The sequence below is a fragment of the Streptomyces sp. NPDC002156 genome (assembly GCF_053593675.1).
The window spans coordinates 1-18,720 of sequence record NZ_JBSFDA010000062.1; the positions used below are offsets into that span (position 1 = coordinate 1).

Sequence of the window (18,720 nt, forward strand, 5' to 3'; positions counted from 1 at the left end):
GGGCCATCGCGTACGCGCTCGACGCCCCGCCGGAACCGGCGCCCCCGCCCAGGGCGGGCCGGCTGACCCGTCGGGAACGCGAGGTGGCCGCGCTGGTGGCCCAGGGGATGAGCAACCGGCGGATCGCCGCCGCGCTGGTCCTGTCGCCGCGTACGGTCGACGGCCATGTCGAGCACATCCTGGCCAAGCTCGGCTTCGGCTCCCGTGCGCAGGTGGCGGCCTGGGTGGCGGAACACCACGTACCCACCCCCTAGCGGCCGAGTACCCGCCCCGTGAGCAACCGGGTACCTACCCCGTAGTTCCACCCATAGCCCCCGTGGGCCCCCGGGCCGATCGTGGCCGCATGGTGCACATCGACGTGGACGAGAGCCGCTGCGACGGCTTCGGTTTCTGTGAACAGGCCGCGCCCGAGGTCTTCGGGCTCGACGACGACGGGGTCGTGACCGTCCTGCTGGACGAGATCCCCGGCGAGCTGGCCGAGAAGGCCGAGGCTGCCACCCGGGCCTGTCCCGTGGCGGCTCTGAGGGTCGGCCAGTGAGGGCGGTCGTGGTCGGCGGTTCGCTGGCCGGAGTGACGGCCGTCGACGAACTGCGGCACCAGGGCTGGGACGGGGCAATCACGCTTGTCGGGGACGAGCCCCGGGAGGCGTACACCCGGCCGCCGCTCTCCAAGGGCGTGCTGAAGGGCACCGAGGACGCCGCATCGGTCGCGCTGCCCCAGCTCGGCGGCGATGTCGACGTCCTGACCGGAACCCGGGCGACGGGCCTGGACGTGGACGCCCGTCGGGTGCGGGTCGAGGGCGGCGAGGAGATCCCGTACGACAGACTCGTGATCGCCACCGGTGCGCGGGCCCGCACACTGGGAGAGCACGGGCTCGTCCTGCGCACCCTGGACGACGCCCTGCGTCTGCGCGCCGAACTCGCCCGAGCCCGGAGCCTGTTGGTGATCGGCGGCGGCTTCCTCGGTATGGAGATCGCCTCCGTCGCCGCCGGACTCGGGCTCGACGTCACCGTCGTCGACCTCCAGGCACCCTTCGTGGCCACGCTGGGGCCCTACCTGGCCGAGCTGTTCGAACGGGCCACGCGGGAACACGGCGTACGGACCGTCGTCTCTCCCAGCGGCGTCACCCCGATGCGGTACGGCGCTCAACTCGCCGACGGCAGACGGCTGGAGGCCGATCTCGTCGTCACCGCCGTCGGCTGCCGCCCCAACATCGAGTGGCTGGAGGGGGCCGGGCTGTCCCTGCTCGGCGGGGTCGTGGTCGACGAGCGCTGCCGGGCCGGCGCACCGGACGTCGTCGCCGTCGGTGATGTCGCCGCCTTCCCCACCGGCGACGGGCGCTTCCGGCGCACGCCGCACTGGGACAGCGCGATCGGCCAGGCCAGGGCCGGTGTCGCCGCGCTGCTGCACGGCGACGAAGCACCGCCGTACACACCTCAACCGTACTTCTGGACCGAGGCGTTCGGCCTGGCCGTCAAGCTCGCCGGAACGCTGCCGGCCGCCGGGGAACCCACCGTGCTGAAGGGCTCGGTCTCCGACCTGTCCGCGCTCCTGCGCTGGGACCATGCGTCGCGCCCGGTGGCCGCCGCCCTCAACCACCGTATTCCCGTGGCCCGTTTGCGCGCGCTCGCCGCGTAACACCTTCTGCCACCCATCTCAGCCCATCTCAGGCCACGATCAAAGGAGATCGTCATGACCATCGCCACGCCCCTGTCCTCCGACGTCGACCTGTTCAGCGACGAGACGCTCGCCGACCCCTACCCGCAGTACAAGGCGCTGCGCGATCTGGGTCCTGCCGTGCATCTGAGCCGGCACGGCCTGTGGTTCATCTCCCGCTACGACCAGGTACGTTCGGCTCTCGGCGACTGGGAGACCTTCTCCTCCGGGCAGGGCATCGGCCTCAACCCCGGCTTCAACGAGGCCTGGGCCAGCGCCCTGATCAACATGGATCCGCCCGCGCAGACCGAGCAGCGCAAGCTGTTCACCGACCGGCTCTCCCCGCGTGCGCTGCGACCGGTCGCCGAGAGCATCGACCAGCGCGCCGAGGAGTTGGTGGACGACCTGGTGGCTCGGAGGACCTTCGACGCCGTCACCGACCTGGCCCAGGACCTCCCCGTGCACGTGATCATGGATCTGATCGGCTGGCCGCAGGAGGGTCGCGACCAGCTGCTCGACATGGCCGCCGGGTGGTTCGACTCCTCCGGGCCGGTCTGCCCGCGTACGGCGGCCGCCGTGCCGAAGGTCGAGGCGTTGATGGGTTTTCTCGCCGAGGTCGTGACGAAGGAGAACCTCGTCCCGGGCGGCTTCGGCTGGACCATGATCGAGGCCCACAAGGCGGGCCGGATACCCGTCGAGGGCGCGATCGGTCTGCTCGCCGGCTATGTGGTGGCCGCCTTCGACACCACCATCTCGGCGATCTCCAGCGGCATGTGGCTGTTCGCCCGTCACCCCGAGCAGTGGGACCTGCTGCGCGCGGACCCGTCGCTGGTGCCCTCCGCGTTCAACGAGATCGTCCGCGTGGAGAGCCCCATCCAGGTCTTCTCCCGGGTCACCACCCGCGACGTCGATCTCGGTGAGGGGGTCGTGATCCCGTCCGGCGCCCGGGTCCTGCACAGTTACGGCGCCGCCAACCGCGACGAACGGCACTTCCCCGACCCAGACCGCTTCGACGTCACCCGCAACCCGGTCGACCACCTCGCCTTCGGCTACGGCAACCACGGCTGTGCGGGCCAGGGCCTGGCCCGTCTCGAAGTCCACGCCGTCCTCAAGGCGTTGACCGCCCGCGTGCAGCGCATCGAACTGACCGGTGAGCCGGTCCGCGCCCTCAACAACATCACCCGCGGCTTCCGGACTCTGCCGGTACGGGTCTCCTGACGAGCGGACCGATGCCCACCCGGAGATGACCGGGTGGGCATTTACTCGATCCGTGACACACAGTCGAGAATGGCAATCTCAATCACGCCTAGCATAGTTCTCGCCGGTGTGCTTCGATGAGGGCGCCCGGGCGAGTGTCCGTTGTTCGACGGGGAGCGAGGGCGGAGATGGCGACGTACGTCCTGGTACACGGTGGCGGACACGGCGGGTGGTGCTGGCAGCGGCTGACACCCCTGCTACGGGCGGCGGGGCACGAGGTGTACACGCCGACGCTGACCGGCCTTGGCGAGCGTGCCCATCTGTTGCGCCCGGACATCGACCTGGACACCCACATCACGGACGTCGTGGGTGTCCTGCGGTACGAGGACTGCACCGATGTGATCCTGGTGGGGCACAGCTACGGCGGGATGGTCATCACCGGAGTCGCTGACCGGGCAGCCGAGCGGATCGCCCACCTCGTCTACCTCGACGCCGCGATTCCCGAGAACGAGCAGTCCCTCGTCCAGGTGGCCGGCGAGCTCATGGCCGCGGCCCGGGCCGGGTCCCGGGTGGTGGACGGTGTGGAACTGGTGCTGTGGCCCGACTCCGACGCCGTCAAGTACTACGGGATCACCGAGCCCGGGGACGTCGCGTGGATGTGGGACAGGCTCACGCCCCATCCGTGGAAGTGCTTCGAGCAGCCACTGCGGCTGAAGGATCCCGCGGCCCTGACCCGGATCCCCCGCACCGAGGTCCACACCACGTCGTCCTTGTCCATGGCCCCGCCCGGCACCGCGGAGGCTCTGGCCGGCAACGAGCGGACGTGGGTGGTCGATTCCGGCCACGACCTGATGGTGACCGCACCGACGGCGGTGGCCGAGATCCTGTTGCAGCTCGGCGCCGACTGATCCTCGACCTCTCGCTGAAAGGGCTCACCGGCTGAGACCAAGTTGGCGCAACACCGACCCCTCGCGCCTCCCCTGCGGTCCCCGTCGATCCGTACCCTCGAGTCATCCCGGTCATCGATCAGAAGTGAGTTTCCCATGGGCGTTTCCTCGGATTACCCCGATGTCCCCGAATGGGTTTCGAAACCCGAGGGATATCAGGCAGGAGCCGTCACCAAGTACAAGGGCAACATCTTCCGCGCCGCCTTCTGGGCCTCGGAGCCGGGGGTCGGCGACGCCAACACGAATGGCTGGCGGTTCTTCGACGAGCTGTACGACCAGAGCGCCCATACGCCGGTCCAGCAGGCGAAAGTCATCGCCTACATACCCACCTGGCGAAAAGCCGAGGGATTCGACTACGGCAATGGCGAGATGTATCAGTACATCACGCACGGGATCATCGCGTTCCTGACGTTCAGCCAGAGCAGCCTCGGCGAGTTCGACTCCGCGTCGCTGGCGGAGATCAAGACGATTCTCCCGGATGTCGTCATCGCCGGGAACCTGACCGACACCAAGATCATGGTCGCGCTGGGCGGCGCGAACGACTACGCCTTCCTGGACCTGATGACGGCGGTGGGAAACAATCCCGCCGCCCCGCAGCTCGACCAGGCCGTGCGAAACGTGGCCGACTTCGTCACCGCCAACGGCCTGGACGGCGTCGACCTCGATCTGGAGTGCTGGTGGGGCAAACCCGGTGAGCCGGACCAGGGCGGCCGGCTGAAGAGCGACGGACCGCATCCCGCAGGGCGGGGTCTGACGCTGTTCGCTCAGAAACTGAAGCAGGCCATGCCCGGCAAAATCGTTTCGGCGGCCATTTTCGGCACGTCGTGGTACGGCAACAACTACGACCCGGCGGTCGCGGACCACGTCGACTGGCTCGGGGTCATGACCTATGACCTGACCGGGTCGTGGGACCGGTCTCCGGTGGGCCCGCACACCGCCCTGCTGAAGATCCGCGGGGAGGACACCGCGGACGTACGCGAGGCGGACGTCTACCAGGAGTCGTACCTTCCCGAACAGCAGGGCGGCTGGCCGGGGCCCCGGACGGGCGGTTCGTCCTCGGGCGCGGACAACATCGAGAACAACCCGATCGGGTCGGTGGAGGACTCCCTCTGGTACTGGTCGAACCCGCTCTTCGTGAACTGGCAGGGGACAGGGCACGGTGTCGCCCGCGACAAGATCGCGGCCGGGGTGCCGATCTACGGCTATGACTTCACCGCCGCGAAGGATCCGGACGACCTGACCGGGGAGGTGCCCCCGGGATACAAGACGCTGCGGTACAAGGAGATCCTGGACGCGTTCCCGGACGCGCACAACGCCGCGAGCGCGAGCATCAAGACTCCCGGAACCACACTCCGGCCCGCGCTCGGCGAGCCCCTGCCTCCGGGCGACTACCCGTACGCCCACAACATCTATTTCGAGACCCCGGCCACCGCCGTCACCAAACTGAACTTCCTCAAGGACGTGGGAGCCCAGGGCGTCATCATCTGGGAACTCTCCAATGACGTCTGGGAAGACGGCAAGAGCATCATCAAGGCCCTCTACCGCGCCTCCGGCAACCCCGAGCCCTCGCCCGTCACGAACCCGCCGGTCCCGGTGGCCAGCCACTGTCTGTGGGACTCCATCGGGTTCCTGGGCCACGCGACCGACTACCTCCAGTTCCAGGACGACGGAATCATCCGGTCCGGTGTGCGGCAGTTCTCGGCCCGACTGTGGAACATCCCCGACGGAGACGACTGGGTGTCCGTCGCCAAACGCTCGCCGGCGGTGATCAGGAGGCAGTACTTCAACCGGCCGACCCGCATCGTGGACAAGGGGGCACTGGGACTCTGGGGCGAGTTCGACGTCGTGGAATCGGACGACGTTCCGGCCTGGTACTGGGGTCACATGGAGACGGAGGACGGGGCGCCGTCCGGGTTCACGCGGTATCGCTCGCGCTTGTGGGGCCTGTCGCTCAGTGACGACTGGAAGGCCGGCGCGAGGCAGACTCCGGCGCTCGTCGCAGGTCAGTACTTCGACCAGCCGACGGAGATCGACGACCAGGGAGTCACCGGCCTCTACGGCCTCTTCGACGTCAGTGACGAGTCGAGCACCATGCCCTCGCTCGTGACGCAGGCCGCCGGGCCCAACGACTGCTCCTACTGCCTGATCGACGACTTCCCCACCCAGCCCAACGTGGCACAGGTGAACCTCACGACCACGATGACCGTCGGGGAGGGGACGCCCTACCTCTACTCGGTGATCACTCGGGACAGCGAATCGCTCGATTTCCCCGAGGGGGTCGTCATGACCCTCCAGGACCCCGACGGGACCACCTACGACCAGGCCGTCGAGGACGGCAATCAGTTCGTCCTGATGTCCGGTTCCTCGGTGCGGTGCCTGATCGTCAAGGATCCCAAAGCGGGCGACTGGACCATGCACATGAACGTCCCGAGCGGCGTCGATTTCCGCTGCGAATGCGACACCGTTCCGAATGCGGACGTCTTCGACTCCATGGTGGAGACCTGGCAGAAACTCAGTAAATGGAGCGACATCGAGCCCCGGGACATCAGCGTGGGCCAGGTCGCGGCATTCCTGGGAGTGGCGGCGATCACGCTCCTGGTCCCCTTCCCGCTGGGTATCGCCACCCGAGCCCTGATATTGGCCGTCACCGGAGTCGGCTGGCTGGGGTTCTCCAATTCGGGCGCCATTGATTCCGTCTCACGAAACATGGCGGAAGTCGCGGGAATCCTGACGAAGGTGATGAAGGACCTGAAGGAAGAAGGGTTCCCCGCCCTCGAAAAGTACCGCTACCTGGTCGGGAAGAACATTTCCTACGACGAGTACCAGGTCATTCTCAAGTACCCCGCCAATCTCTTCCACTGGCTCGGGATCCACCGCAGGGTGTTCCAGATCGTCGAACACATGACGGACGCGGAGGAACAGAACGCCGTGCGCCATGTGTACTGGCAGTGTCTGCTCAAGAAGAGGCTGGGCCACGACTTCGCCGTGGCGATGGGCGACGCGCACGAGCGTGGCCGCCCGGGGTCCGATGCGGACAACCGGGCGGACGAGATCAACAACAGGATCGGTCTTCAACTGGCGGAAGACGTGGAGTCCGAGGAGGACTGCCTGCAACGCGCCCGCGAGATGTGGGCAGCCGGCGAGCTGGCCACGCGAGAGGACCTGGAGACAGACCCGACCTGATTTCGGGCGTCACTGTTCGGGTTGCAACGCGGGGGCGCCGCCAGTGTGTTGCGCAGCGCCCCCGCCGTCGAGGAGGGCCACGGTCATCCGGCGGACCGCCTCCGTGATGAGCTCCGGGGAGGTCGCCAGGTTCATGCGTACGAAGCCCGCTCCCCCGGTGCCGAAGCCCGTTCCCGAGTTGAGGGCGACCCGGCCGCGCTCCAGGAAGACGGTCGCCGGGTCCCCGGACAGGTCCAGTGCTCGGCAGTCCAGCCACGCCAGGTACGTGCCCTGGGCCGGTTCGCAGCGCACGGCCGGGAGATGCTCGGCCAACAGGTCGGCCAGCAGACGGCGGTTGTCGTCGAGGCCCGCGAGCAAGCTGTCGAGCCAGTCCCCGCCGTCCCGCAGGGCGGCCGTGTGGGCGAGGACGCCGACGTGGCTGGGGCCGTGGCTGACCTCTTCGGGAATGCGGGCCAGGTCGTCCGACGCGCCGGGCCCGGCGACGGCGAGGGCGGCCTTGAGTCCCGCGAGGTTCCAGGCCTTCGACGCCGACATCAGCGACAGGCCGTTCTCGGCACCCGGCACGGTCAGGTACGGGACGAACCGCACGCCCCCGGCCAGGAGCGGGGCGTGGATCTCGTCCGCGACGACGCGCACACCGTACGTCCGGGCCAGTCGCGCGGCATCCGCCAGCTCGGTGGCGGTGTGCACGGTGCCGGTCGGGTTGTGCGGGCTGCACAGCAGGTACACGGGCCGCGCACCACCCTTCACGGCACGCCCGAACGCCTCCTCCAGCGCCGCGAAGTCGATCCGGAAGTCCGGGCCCAACGGGGCTTCCACGATCGGTCTGCCCATGTTCCCGACGAACTGGTAGAACGGCGGATACACAGGCGAGTTGACGATCACCGGATCACCCGGCCCCGAGACCAGCTTGAGCATCTCGACGACTCCCAGCATCACGTCGGGCACGATCGCCGTACGCTCCACCGCGAGGCCGTCCCAGCCCCACCGCTTGCTCGCGAACTCCGCGAGCGCCTCGGCGTATCCCGTGCCGGCCGGATATCCGGTGTCCCCGAGCGCCACCGCGTCCGTGATGGCCCGCGCGACCGGCTCGGCCAGCGGCACGTCCATCTCGGCCACCCACAACGGCAACACGTCGTCCGGGTAGGTGCGCCACTTCATGCTCGTCCGCTTCCTCAGCTGCTCCAGGGAGAGGCTGCGCAGCGGGTTCGAGCCGTCGGGGACAGGAGTTTCTCGCGGAGAGGTGTCCATGCGGCCAAAATACGCGAAGGGGCCTGAAGGAAATCCGCCTCTTTCGGTCCCGACCCGCTCGCGCTCACGCATGCACCTCGACGTCTCCGACCGGCACGGCACAGCACAGCAGCGCCTGGTCGACGTCCAGTGGCACGGCCGGTTCGCTGAGGTGTGCGACCTTGCCGGTGATCCGCTGGCGGCAGCTTCCGCAGGCTCCCGCGCGGCAGGCCGAGGGCAGCTTGAGGCCTGCGGCTTCGGCCGTCTCGAGGAGCGTGCCGCTGTCCGCGGTCCAGGTAGCCCGCGTGCCGCTCGCCGTGAACTCCACGGTGAACGGGCCGGGCTCGGGCGGTGGCCGTTCGTCGAGGGACACCGGGCTCGGCGACAGGAAGCGCTCGTCGGTGACGGCGTCGCCCGGGACACCGGCGGACAGCAGTGCCGTACGCACCGTGTCGACGAAGCTGGGTGGGCCGCAGAGGTACGCCTCCACCGACCCGTCCGCCGCCAGTTCACACAGGTCCGCAGTGGTGGGACGGCCGGGCCGGGCCCCGTACGGCAGTTCGGCCCCGGGGTCGGTGACGTACAGCCGTGCCGTCGAGTGAGGCAGTTTCGCGAGGAGTTCGAGCACCGGTTCCCACAATGGGGTCTCGGCGCTGCTGCGGACGACGTTCAGCACGGTGACCGGGCGTTCGGGGGCGGTGTCCAGCAGGTCGCGGAGGACGGGGAGCACGGGGGTGATTCCGATGCCCGCCACCGCGAGCAGGAGCGGGCGGTCGGAGGAGGCGTCGGTCGTCAGCTCGGTGCCGTACGGGCCGGACAGGAGCACGCGCGAGCCGAGCGGCAGGGCGTGCAGCCAGGGGGACATGCGGCCGTCCGCGATCCGTTTGACGCTGATACGCAGTTCGGTGTCGGAGGCCCCGGTGAGGGTGTAGCAGCGCCACAACGGGCCTTCCTCGTCCGTGAGATGGAGGCGGAGGTGCTGGCCGGGGCGGCACCTGGCCCCGGCAGGCTCGCGGAAGGCGAAGGTGGTGACCGTGGGGCTCTCCTCGGTCCGCCCGATCAGTTCGGCCCGCCGGGGGCGGCCGGGTTCGGCCAGACGGGCGGCGTACCGAGGCATCGCGGGTGCGCTCCCCCAGCACACGAGCCGGTCCCCCACCTCGATCCGGCCCCCGCGCACGACCCGGGCGTACACCCCGCAGTACAGGTGCCCGAAGCGGGACGCCAGCAGCGCCGGGACGTTCAGGTCGCGCACCCCTGTTCCGGGGCGGACGGTGGTGGCGCGGCAGCGCTCGGTCGGGAACGTGAACTCCAGCTCCGCCGCGCCGAGTTGGACCCGTTGTCCGGGCAACTCCAGTTCGTGCCAGGCGCCGAGGCCGGAGATGTGGAGGTTGGCCCGGAAGCGGAGGGGGTCGACCGGGACTCCGGCCGCCTCTGCGAGCGCCTCCACCGTGTCGAGGTTGATGACGGACAGGGGTGCGTCGGGCCAGTCCCACAGCGCGGCGCCGGGGCGCTCCAGGCGGACCGGCCCGAGCAGGTCACGGATCGGCTCGTCGGTCTCCCTCAGGTCGCCGCCGTCCAGGGCGATCCGCAGCTCACGGCCGTCGGGGGCCGTGAGGCGCAGGGCGTCCGGCTCCGACGTCAGCCCGTAGGCGCCGAGTTCGGCATGCTTGCGCAGGCGCAGCAGGACCTCGCTGGAGATCCAGCCGTTCGCGTTCGCCTTGACCGGCACCGCGCCCTCGGAGAGTCCGAAGGCACGGTCCAGCGGCAGCCCTTGACCGACCGTCAGCTCGGCATGGGACAGTGGTTGGCCCGGCAGTCCCTTGACGGGGTACCGGTACACGGCCGTCAGAAGTGCTCCCACGCCGACTCCTCCCCCGCCGTACAGGGACCGCCGTCGTGGCAGCTCAGCCGGCCCTCCGCCAGGTCCAGCCGGACCGTGAGGAGTGTGCGCCACTGCTGGTGGAACGGCAGTCCCGGCTGCGGGTGGCAGCACACCGGGGCGCCGTCGCTCTCGTGGACGTCGAGCAGCTCGGTCCAGCGGGCCGGGTCGGGTGAGGCGAGCAACTTCCGTCGGGCGGTGAGGTGTTCGAGCCGGGCGTAGGTTCCTGCGGTGGGTGCGGCCAGCTCCCCGGTAGCGAGGCGGGGATCGAGGAAGTGGTTGGTGTGCAGGAGGTATCCGTCGCTGTCCGGGGGCAGTACGGCGGTTCCGGCCGGGCTGAGTTCGACGCACACGGCGTCGCTGTGCCGTCCGTCGTGGGCGACGACCGTCAGGACGGTGGACGCGGAGACGTCCGCCGACCGCGCGATGTCGACGGCCTCGGCGAGGGTGGCGGCCTCGTCCAGGATCCTGCGGGCCACGATGTGCACCGGGACGCCGATGCGCGCGCCGTCGGCGGTGTGGCTGAGGATGTTGAAGTGCAGCCCGAGGCCTGCCGAGTTGAGGCCGATCTTGCCGAGGATGCCGGCCTCCGTGAAGGTCCGCACCTCACCGGTCCGGCCGGTCCGGTGCCGGACCAGGTTCTTGGTGTCGGTGAACTCCTCGTGCCAGTCCCAGGTCTGGATGGTGTGCGGGGCGCCCGGGCCGCCGACGTACACGGCGGTGGTGCACTCGCCGTCTGCGGTGGCGCCGACGGTCGCGAGGATCTCGGTGCGGGCGTTGAGTATCCCGAGCTGCCACAGTTCCACGCCCGCGCCCCGGGCCAGGGCGACGAGTTCGGTGTGCAGGGCGGGCGCCCAGCGCCGTATCTCCTCGGCGGCCTGTTCGCCGTACGACGGGAGGACGCCCGGATCGACCTGTACGGCTTCGAAGAGCCGCCGGTACTCGGTGATGCTCCTGCGTATGCGGGCCCGGTCGGCGGTGCCGACGGTGTGGCCGCGTTCCGCCGGGTCTGCGGTGTCGGTGTGGTGGCGGGCGATCACCGGGAGCTGCTCAGGATCGCGTCCCACATCACCTCGGCCGCGATGGCGCCGAGGCCCACGGAGTTGATGGCGTGGGCGCCGATCCGGGAGGGGGTCGTCGGCAGGTCGACCTCGTCGGTGGTGAGGGTGAAGAGGGTGTCGCCGTCGAGGTTGGTGTGGAAGGGCTGGATGCCCCGGTTCATGGAGCCGTGCACCTGTCTGCCGAACTGTTCCAGGGCCCGGTCGTCGAGCCGTACGTTGGTGATGAGCGCGGAGATGGTGGTGTTGCCGTGCGCGGTGGTGGGGCCGTCGCCGGCGAAGGCGGCCTGGTAGTCGAGGTGGGGCAGGCGGCGGGTGCCGGTGGCGGGGTCGTAGTTGCCGCGGATCACGGTGCCGTCGCGGTCGACGACCACGCCGACCGCGTTGACCACGGTCACGGCGAGGATCCTGATGTCGCCGATCTGCCGGAAGGCGGCGCCCTGGCCCGAGAACTCGCAGCGGGTGTAGTCGATCTTGCCGACGGAGGCGCTGATCCCGGCACCGGCCCGGCCCACGGCGATCCGGTCCGTCGAGGCCATGCGCAGGGCGGCCCGGCCGAGGGCCGCGTCGGGGACCACGGCATTCCCGCGGGCCGCGAAGTCGTAGATGATCGCGCCCGACACGCACTTGAGGGCGTCCCAGCCGACCTGGTGGTCCACGCGGGCCCGCAGTTCGTCGGCAACCCCGGCGCAGGCGCCGAGCCCGTAGAGCGAGCCGCCGGACAGGCAGATGGCGTGGGCGTACTGCTTGTCGCCGTAGGAGAGGCCGATGGCGCCGCCGCGCTCGTCGATGAACATGCGGGCGCCGGCCGGGACATGGACGACGGTGGTGCCGGTGGGGCCCTCCGTGTACTGGGCGGTGCCGACCTCGACGCCGGGGAAGTCGTACTCGACAGTGCCTCGGCCGGGGCTGGGCTGCGGGACGAGGTCGAAGTCGTCGTTGCTCTTGGCCGGGCCGAAGGACGGTGGGGGGATGATCCGGGCGGCCGGTGCCGTGTGCTCGGTGAGCGTCATAGCGTCTCCAGGAGCTGTCGCGAGTAGGGGTGCTGCGGGGTGGCGTAGAAGCGGTGGGCGTCGGCGAGTTCGACGATCTCCCCGGCGCGCATGACCGCGACGCGGTGGGCGAGGTAGCGCACAGCGGCGAGGTCGTGGGAGATGAACAGGGCGCCGAAGCCGTGTTCGGTCTGGAGGTCGTGGACGAGGTTGAGGATCTGCGCCTGTACGGACACGTCGAGGGCGCTGACGGCCTCGTCGAGGACGATGAACTTGGGGTGGGTGATCAACGCGCGGGCGACGGCGACGCGTTGGCGCTGGCCGCCGGAGAGTTCGTGCGGGAGCCGGTCGGCGAAGGAGGCGGGCAGGCCGACCTGGTCGAGGATGCGCAGGACCGCCGGGTGGTGGGTGCGCAGTCGGCCGCCCTGGGCGGCGGCGAGGGGTTCGGCGACCGAATCGGCCACCGTCAGGCGGGGGTTGAGGGACCAGTGGGGGTTCTGGAGGACGGCCTGGACCTCTCCGGCGCGGGTACGGCGACCGCCGTACGGGAAGCGGACCGTGCCGGAGGTGGGGCGGCGCAGGCCGAGGGCGACGGATCCCGTGGTGGTCTTGCCGGAGCCGGACTCGCCGACCAGGCCGAGGGTCTCGCCGGCGGCGATGCGGAAGCTGACGTCCTTCACCGCGGTGAGTTTCTTGAACACGACGGACACGGAGTCCAGTTCGAGGACCGGTTCACTCATCGGGCCTCCTCCTTCGCCGGTCGCGCGGTCGGTGCAGTAGCTGCCGTGGCCGGGTGGTGGCACAGCAGCGTCCGATCCTCGACCGTGCGGGGTGTCGGGCGGGTCGTACGGCAGTCGTCGGCGGCCGATGGGCAGCGCGGGCAGAAGACGCAGCCGGGGGTGTCCTCGGTGAGGACCGGTGGGGTGCCGCCGATGGTGAGCAGGCGGGTGCCGTCCTTCGCGCGGGCGGGGTCGGCGGCGGACAGGGCTGCGGTGTAGGGGTGTCGGGGTGCGGTGAGGACCTGGGCGGTGGGTCCGTCCTCGACGACGCGGCCGCCGTACATGACCGCGATGCGCTCGCAGTGGCGGGCGACTCCGCCGAGGTCGTGGCTGAGCCACAGCACGGTGGTGCCGTTCTCGGCGGCGAGCGCGAACAGCAGCCGCAGCACTTCCTCGCGGACCTGGGTGTCCAGGGCGGCGGTGGGTTCGTCGGCGATCAGCAGGTCGGGTTTGCGTGCCATGGCCATGGCGACGACGACGCGTTGGGCCATGCCGCCGGAGATCTCGTGCGGGTAGAGGCGCAGGACGCGTTCGGGGTCGTTGACGCGGACGCCGTCGAGAAGGACGGCCGGGTCCGCCTCGGTGGCCCGCAGGGCGAGCCGCAGCTGGCGGCCGATGCGCAGGGTCGGGTCGAGGGCGCCGACGGGGTCCTGCGGGACGAACGCCAGCCGGTCGCGCCGGAGTCGGGCGAGTCGGTCGGGCGGCATGTCGAGCACGGACTCGCCGTCGAGCAGGACCCGGCCGCGCGGGAACACGGTGGCCTTCGGCAGCAGGCGTCCGACGAGCAGGCCCAGGGTGGACTTGCCGGAGCCGGACTCGCCGACGATGCCGACGGTCTCGCCGCGGCCGACAGTGAGGGAGGCGCCGTCGAGGGCGCGGACGACGCGCTTGCCGGTGCGGTACTCGGCGACGACGTCCTCGATCTCCAGCAACGGTGTCGTCATACCAGCGACCTCGTCTCTCGGGGTTCGAAGCGGTCGCGCAGGCTGTCCCCGATGAGGTTGACGGCCATGATGGCGGCGATCAGGACGACTCCGGGGGCGACGATCAGCCAGGGCGCGCCGACCATGTAGAGGCCGCCCTCCTGGATGAGCAACCCGAGGGAGGCGTCCGGGAGTTGGACGCCGTAGCCGAGGAAGCTGAGGCCGCCCTCGACGAGGATGCCGACGGACAGGGCGTAGGTGCCCTGGACCGCGACGGTGCCGGCGACATTGGGCAGAATGTGCCGGAGCATGATCGTCGGGGCGCGGACGCCGCTGATCCGGGCGGCGGTGACGAACTCGCGGCGGGCGACCGCGCGGGCGGCGATGCCAACCATGCGGGTCATCAGCGGGACGGTCACCAGGACGATCGCGGCGAGGGCCGCCGTACGGCCGGGGCCGAGGACCGCGGCGACCAGGACGGCGAGGACGATGGCGGGGAAGGCGTAGAGCACGTCCCCCATCCGCAGGATCAGTTCGGCGGTACGGCCGCCCCGGTAGCCGGCGAGGACGCCGAGGGCCGTGCTGATGACCGCCGTGCAGGTGACGGCGAGGGCAGACAGCAGGAGGGTGGTGCCGACGCCCTGGAACAGCCGGGGAAGCAGGGAGCGGCCGAGGTTGTCGGTGCCCAGGGGCCAGCTCGCGGCCGGGGGTTGCAGGCGCGGGCCGACGATGGCGTCGGGGCGGCCTCCGAGGCTCGCGAGTTGTCCGATCAGGGTGACGAGGACGAGGGCGACGAGCACCCACAGGGCGACGCGGAAGAGGCCGTCGTAGCCGCGCATGGCTGCCGCGCGGCGGATACGGCGAGGGAGGTATCCGCCCGAGGCGGCCACGCCGGACTTCGGCGCGGGCGACTCGGGGCCCGGGGCTGTCGGGGCGGCGTCCGGCGCAGGCAACACGGCGCCCGGGACCGTCGGGGCGGCGTCCGGCGCAGGCAACACGGCGCCCGGAGCCGTCGGGGCGGCGTCCGGCGCAGGCAACTCGGCACCCGGAGCCGTCGGGGCGGCGTTCAGTGCGGCCGACACGGCGCCCGGAGTCGCCGTCCCGGCGGTTCGCGCGGCCGGGTTGGCCTCCGGGTTCCGGGTCGGGCGGGCCCTGAGTTCCTTCCTCCTCATCCCGTCGCCTCCTTTCCGACCGTGCCGATCCGTGGGTCGATCAGCCCGCTGACCAGGTCCACCAGCAGGTTGGTGGTGATGAACACGGTCGCCGCGAGGAGCACGCCCGCCTGGATCACCGCGTAGTCACGGCGGTCGAGGCCGTCGACGAGGTACGAGCCGAGGCCGGGGACGTTGAAGAGGCGCTCCACGATGACCGTGCCGCCGAGGAGGTAGGCGCTGAGGGTGGCCACCAGGGTGAGGACGGGGACCGCCGCGTTGCGCAGGACGTGGTGGCGCACGATGAATCCCTTCGGTTCGCCACGCGCGACCGCCGCCGCGATGTGGGGTTCGACCAGCACGCCGAGCACCGCGTCACGGGTGGTGCGGGCGGTCGCGGCGACGCAGAACACGGCGAGGACGCAGGCGGGCAGGATCAGGGAGCCGACGGAGCCGAGCGGGTCCTGGGACCAGGGGACGTACGTCCCGACGGTCAGGCCCAGGCTGTAGCGGGTGAACAGGAACACGACCAGGCTGCCGAGGACGAACTCCGGCAGGCTCATGCCGAAGGCGCTGACCAGCCGGCCCGGGACTCCCCCGCGTCCGCCGCCGTCCCGGGTGCCGGTGTACACGCCGAGCGGGACGCCGACGGCGACGGTGAGGAGGAGGGCGAGGACGGTGAGGGTGACGGTGACCGGGAGGCGGTCGCCGAACTCGGCGGCGACCGGGGTGCGGGCGGCGAGCGAGGTGCCGAAGTCGCCCTGGACGGCATTGCGCAGCCAGTACCCGTACTGCTCGACGACCGGCCGGTCGAGGCCGAAGCGGGCCGCGGCCTCCGCCTTCTCTGCGCGGCTCGCGAGCGGTCCGAGGACGAGGTCGGTGTAGCTGCCGGGCATGGCGCGGACCGCCGCGAAGATCAGCACCGAGGCGCCGAAGAGGGTGAGGGCGGCGGTGACGGTACGGCCCAGGAGCCAGCGGATGTGGTCCATGGCCGGCTACTTCGCGCCCGGGAGCGTGTAGGAGGTGAGGTCCCGCAGGAAGTTGCCGTAACCCTCGGCGGCGCGCAGGGTGGGGCTGACCTGGTCGGTGCGGTAGCCGATGACGGAGGGGCGGGTCACCAGGGGCAGCATCTGGGCGGCGGTGTCGACGCGGGCGCACAGGTCGGCGAGGGTCTTGGTGCGGGCGCTGCCGTCGGGTTCGCTCGCGGCCTTGTCGATGAGGGCGTCGAGGGTCTTGTCGTCGTTGAGGAAGGTGCCGGAGAAGCCTGCGATGACGGGGTTCCACCAGCGGGACACCATGGAGGCGTCGACGTAGCCGGCGAACCAGCCGATGGCGAGGTCGAAGTCGGGCTTGGCTCCGAACACCTTGGCGCCGTAGGTGGTGTCGTCGTACTTCTGGATCTTGACGGTGACCCCGGCGGCGGCGAGCTGCTGCTGGATGACCTGGGCGATCTGGCCGACGGCGGGCTCGGAGGTGTACACGGCGAGGCGCAGGGTGCCGATGTTCTTGAGGGCGGTGGTGTCGCCGCTCGTGGCGGGGAGCTTCGCGGGGTCGCAGGCGCCGGGCAGGACGCTCGGGGTGACGCCGGTGGGCTGTGCCTGGCCGCCGAGGGCGACGGAGGCGATCTCGGTCCGGTTCAGGGCGCTGTTCAGCGCGAACCTGATCTTCTCGTCGGCGAGCGGTGAGTCGGGGTTCTTCGAGTTCTGGATCAGGTAATAGAAGTCGCTGTTGGTCTGGCTGACGACCTTGGCGTTCTTCGTGCCGGTCAACTGGTCCATGGAGTCGACGTTGTTGAAGTTCACGAATGCCGCGCTGCCATTGCGCAGGGCGGCGAGGCGGGCGGCTTCCTGCGGCACGATCTCGATCTTCAGGTCGCCGATACGGATGTTTTTCGTGTCGCGGTAGGACGAGTTGCGGGTGAAGTTCCAGTACTGGTCCTGCTTGTGGTCCTTCACCACGAACGGGCCGGTGCCCAGCATTTCCTTCTGCGGGTCCAGCGAGCCGTCGTCGATCTCCTTCATGGGGAGGATCGCGGCAGGGGTGTTGGCGAGCGCGGCGAGGAACGGCGTGTAGGCCTTGGTGAGTTCGACGGTCACCTGGTCCGCGCCGGTGGCCTGCACGGACTTCACCGGGCCGAGCTGGGCGGCGTAGGCAGCCTTGGACTTCAGCAGGCGCTGGATGCTGCCGACGACGTCGGCGGGGGTGAGCGCGCGGCCGTTGGAGAAGGTCACGCCCTTGCGGAGGGTGAAGACGTAGGTGGTGGCGTTCGGCTGCTTCCAGGAGCTGGCCAGCAAAGGCTCGATGCCGAACTTGGGGTCGACGGTCACGAGGGGCTCGTAGACGAGGGACTCGATCGACCAGGAGCGGGCGGTGGCGGCGGTCTGCGGGTCGAGACCGCCGGCCTCCACGGAGTCGTAGTCGAGCTGGACGGTGAGCGGTCCGGTGCCCTTCAGAGAGGTGTCGGATTCCGCGAGGTAACCGGATTTCGACGCCTTGCCGGCGGCGCCGGCATCGGTCGTGGCAGGTGCGGAACAGGATGTCACTGCGGCCGAGAGAGCGGCGGAACAGGCGACGAGGAGTGCTGATCTTCGCATTCTCGCTCCTCCTTTCGGAGAGTTTGCCGGATCGTTCCGGCAATTACGGTGAGAGAACTGGCGGTTGGGGTGACACGGAATTCCTGTGACGCTTTCGGAGAACGCCTACGCAGAGGTGGAGGCGCGGAAGTGGAGGTCGATGGGAAGGGGACGCACGGTCCCCCGCGGTGTCTCGCCGGAGAGAATCTCGCAGAGCAGCCGGGCGCACTCGGCGCCCATGGTCCGCGGCCGGAGGTCGACCGCGGTGATCGGGGGTTCCGCCGTTCGCATGGCGGAGCTGTCGACGCAGGAGGCGAGGAGCAGGTCCTGGCCCACCGTGCGTCCGGCGGCGCGCAGTTCGGGCAGTACGGCCGCGGCGGCGCCGTCCGCGGCGCACACGATCGCGTCGATGTCCGGCGTCCGCGCGAGCAGTTGCCGTACGGCGGCCTGCAGCACGTGGGGCGGGGAGCCGAACGGCTCCTTGCTGACGAGTTCGGGCAGGCCGTGCTCGGCGCACCAGCGGGCGTGGGTCCGCTGGAGGGTGAGGGCCCAGTCGCCGGTGGTGTCCGAGGCGACGAACGCCGGGCGGCGGGCGCCGGACGCGTAGAGGTGGTCGAGGAGTTCGGTCATCGACGCGTCGTGGTCGGACCGTACGACCCCGGTGGGCTCACGGTCGCCGACGTACCGCTCGGCCGTGACGACCGGCAGTCCGCTGCTCATCAGCTGCTCGACGAACGGGTCCTCGGCCATCGGGTCGCACAGCACCAGGCCGTCGACCTGCGGGATTGTGCCGCGTCGGTGCGGGAGGTGTCCGGAGGACAGCAGGGTGACGTTGAGTCCGGCGCGGGCCGCCTGTTCGGCGACGCCGAAGACGAACGACATGTAGTACTCGGCGCTGGTCAGGAACTCGGGGATGTGCAGCGCGATGGTCTCGGTGACCGAGGTGCGCAGGCTGCGAGCGGTGCGGTTGGGCGCGTAGCCGAGCCGCTCGGCCGCCTCCAGGACGGCCCTGCGGGTGGGTCCCGAGACCCGGCCGTGGCCGCGCAGCGCGTCCGACGCGGTGGTCTTGGAGACCGCGGCCTCCCTGGCCACGTCGGCGATGGTGGGCGCGTCGGGTCCGGGTGGCAGGTCAGGAATCCTGGTCGACATGGC

The 18,720-nt window shown here is 70.4% G+C and carries 16 protein-coding genes; 6 read left to right on the forward strand and 10 right to left on the reverse strand.

All coding sequences use genetic code 11. The annotated features are described in order from the left end of the window. From ACWCRB_RS24335 to ACWCRB_RS24360, 6 genes are all read left to right on the forward strand, one after another. Positions 1-254: response regulator transcription factor (locus ACWCRB_RS24335; RefSeq protein ID WP_450998049.1), on the forward strand; the 254-nt coding region annotated here is incomplete at its 5' end. An 89-nt stretch (positions 255-343) separates the two neighbouring features. Beyond that, the gene (locus ACWCRB_RS24340) at positions 344-538 is read left to right on the forward strand and encodes a ferredoxin (RefSeq protein WP_450998050.1); all 195 of its coding nucleotides are present in this window, start codon (positions 344-346) and stop codon (positions 536-538) included. Beyond that, on the forward strand, positions 535-1,638 hold the full coding sequence (locus ACWCRB_RS24345; RefSeq protein ID WP_450998051.1) for an NAD(P)/FAD-dependent oxidoreductase: 1,104 nt from the start codon (positions 535-537) through the stop codon (positions 1,636-1,638). The genes ACWCRB_RS24340 and ACWCRB_RS24345 overlap by 4 nt, the downstream gene beginning before the upstream one ends. A 54-nt stretch (positions 1,639-1,692) precedes the next feature. Then, positions 1,693-2,874, forward strand: coding sequence for a cytochrome P450 (locus tag ACWCRB_RS24350; RefSeq protein ID WP_450998052.1), 1,182 nt, complete (start codon positions 1,693-1,695; stop codon positions 2,872-2,874). A gap of 167 nt (positions 2,875-3,041) precedes the next feature. Then, the gene (locus ACWCRB_RS24355) at positions 3,042-3,761 is read left to right on the forward strand and encodes an alpha/beta fold hydrolase (protein WP_450998053.1); all 720 of its coding nucleotides are present in this window, start codon (positions 3,042-3,044) and stop codon (positions 3,759-3,761) included. A 135-nt stretch (positions 3,762-3,896) separates the two neighbouring features. Further along, the gene (locus tag ACWCRB_RS24360) at positions 3,897-6,983 is read left to right on the forward strand and encodes a glycoside hydrolase family 18 protein (RefSeq protein WP_450998054.1); all 3,087 of its coding nucleotides are present in this window, start codon (positions 3,897-3,899) and stop codon (positions 6,981-6,983) included. A gap of 9 nt (positions 6,984-6,992) precedes the next feature. Here ACWCRB_RS24360 and ACWCRB_RS24365 read toward each other — a convergent pair whose 3' ends face one another. From ACWCRB_RS24365 to ACWCRB_RS24410, 10 genes are all read right to left on the reverse strand, one after another. Further along, positions 6,993-8,234, reverse strand: a complete 1,242-nt coding sequence (locus ACWCRB_RS24365) for a MalY/PatB family protein (protein ID WP_450998055.1) — start codon at positions 8,232-8,234, stop codon at positions 6,993-6,995. A 64-nt stretch (positions 8,235-8,298) separates the two neighbouring features. Then, a complete protein-coding gene (locus tag ACWCRB_RS24370) occupies positions 8,299-10,074 on the reverse strand; it encodes an MOSC domain-containing protein (protein ID WP_450998056.1) in 1,776 nt (591 codons plus the stop codon). Next, positions 10,059-11,159, reverse strand: a complete 1,101-nt coding sequence (locus ACWCRB_RS24375; protein WP_450998057.1) for a C45 family autoproteolytic acyltransferase/hydolase — start codon at positions 11,157-11,159, stop codon at positions 10,059-10,061. The genes ACWCRB_RS24370 and ACWCRB_RS24375 overlap by 16 nt, the downstream gene beginning before the upstream one ends. Next, positions 11,129-12,163, reverse strand: coding sequence for a P1 family peptidase (locus ACWCRB_RS24380; protein WP_450998058.1), 1,035 nt, complete (start codon positions 12,161-12,163; stop codon positions 11,129-11,131). The genes ACWCRB_RS24375 and ACWCRB_RS24380 overlap by 31 nt, the downstream gene beginning before the upstream one ends. Next, on the reverse strand, positions 12,160-12,882 hold the full coding sequence (locus tag ACWCRB_RS24385) for an ABC transporter ATP-binding protein (RefSeq protein ID WP_450998059.1): 723 nt from the start codon (positions 12,880-12,882) through the stop codon (positions 12,160-12,162). The genes ACWCRB_RS24380 and ACWCRB_RS24385 overlap by 4 nt, the downstream gene beginning before the upstream one ends. Then, on the reverse strand, positions 12,879-13,865 hold the full coding sequence (locus tag ACWCRB_RS24390) for an ABC transporter ATP-binding protein (RefSeq protein ID WP_450998060.1): 987 nt from the start codon (positions 13,863-13,865) through the stop codon (positions 12,879-12,881). Before ACWCRB_RS24390 ends, ACWCRB_RS24385 begins: the two co-directional genes overlap by 4 nt. Then, positions 13,862-15,016 carry an ABC transporter permease gene (locus ACWCRB_RS24395; protein WP_450998061.1) on the reverse strand — a complete coding sequence of 385 codons (1,155 nt, stop codon included), beginning with the start codon at positions 15,014-15,016 and terminating at the stop codon, positions 13,862-13,864. The genes ACWCRB_RS24390 and ACWCRB_RS24395 overlap by 4 nt, the downstream gene beginning before the upstream one ends. Next, positions 15,013-15,984, reverse strand: coding sequence for an ABC transporter permease (locus ACWCRB_RS24400; RefSeq protein WP_450998062.1), 972 nt, complete (start codon positions 15,982-15,984; stop codon positions 15,013-15,015). Before ACWCRB_RS24400 ends, ACWCRB_RS24395 begins: the two co-directional genes overlap by 4 nt. A gap of 6 nt (positions 15,985-15,990) precedes the next feature. Continuing rightward, complete coding sequence (locus ACWCRB_RS24405; RefSeq protein ID WP_450998063.1) at positions 15,991-17,589, reverse strand: ABC transporter substrate-binding protein; 1,599 nt, start codon at positions 17,587-17,589, stop codon at positions 15,991-15,993. 105 nt (positions 17,590-17,694) lie between these two features. Continuing rightward, positions 17,695-18,717, reverse strand: a complete 1,023-nt coding sequence (locus tag ACWCRB_RS24410) for a LacI family DNA-binding transcriptional regulator (protein ID WP_389349757.1) — start codon at positions 18,715-18,717, stop codon at positions 17,695-17,697. Between the last annotated feature and the right edge of the window lie 3 nt (positions 18,718-18,720).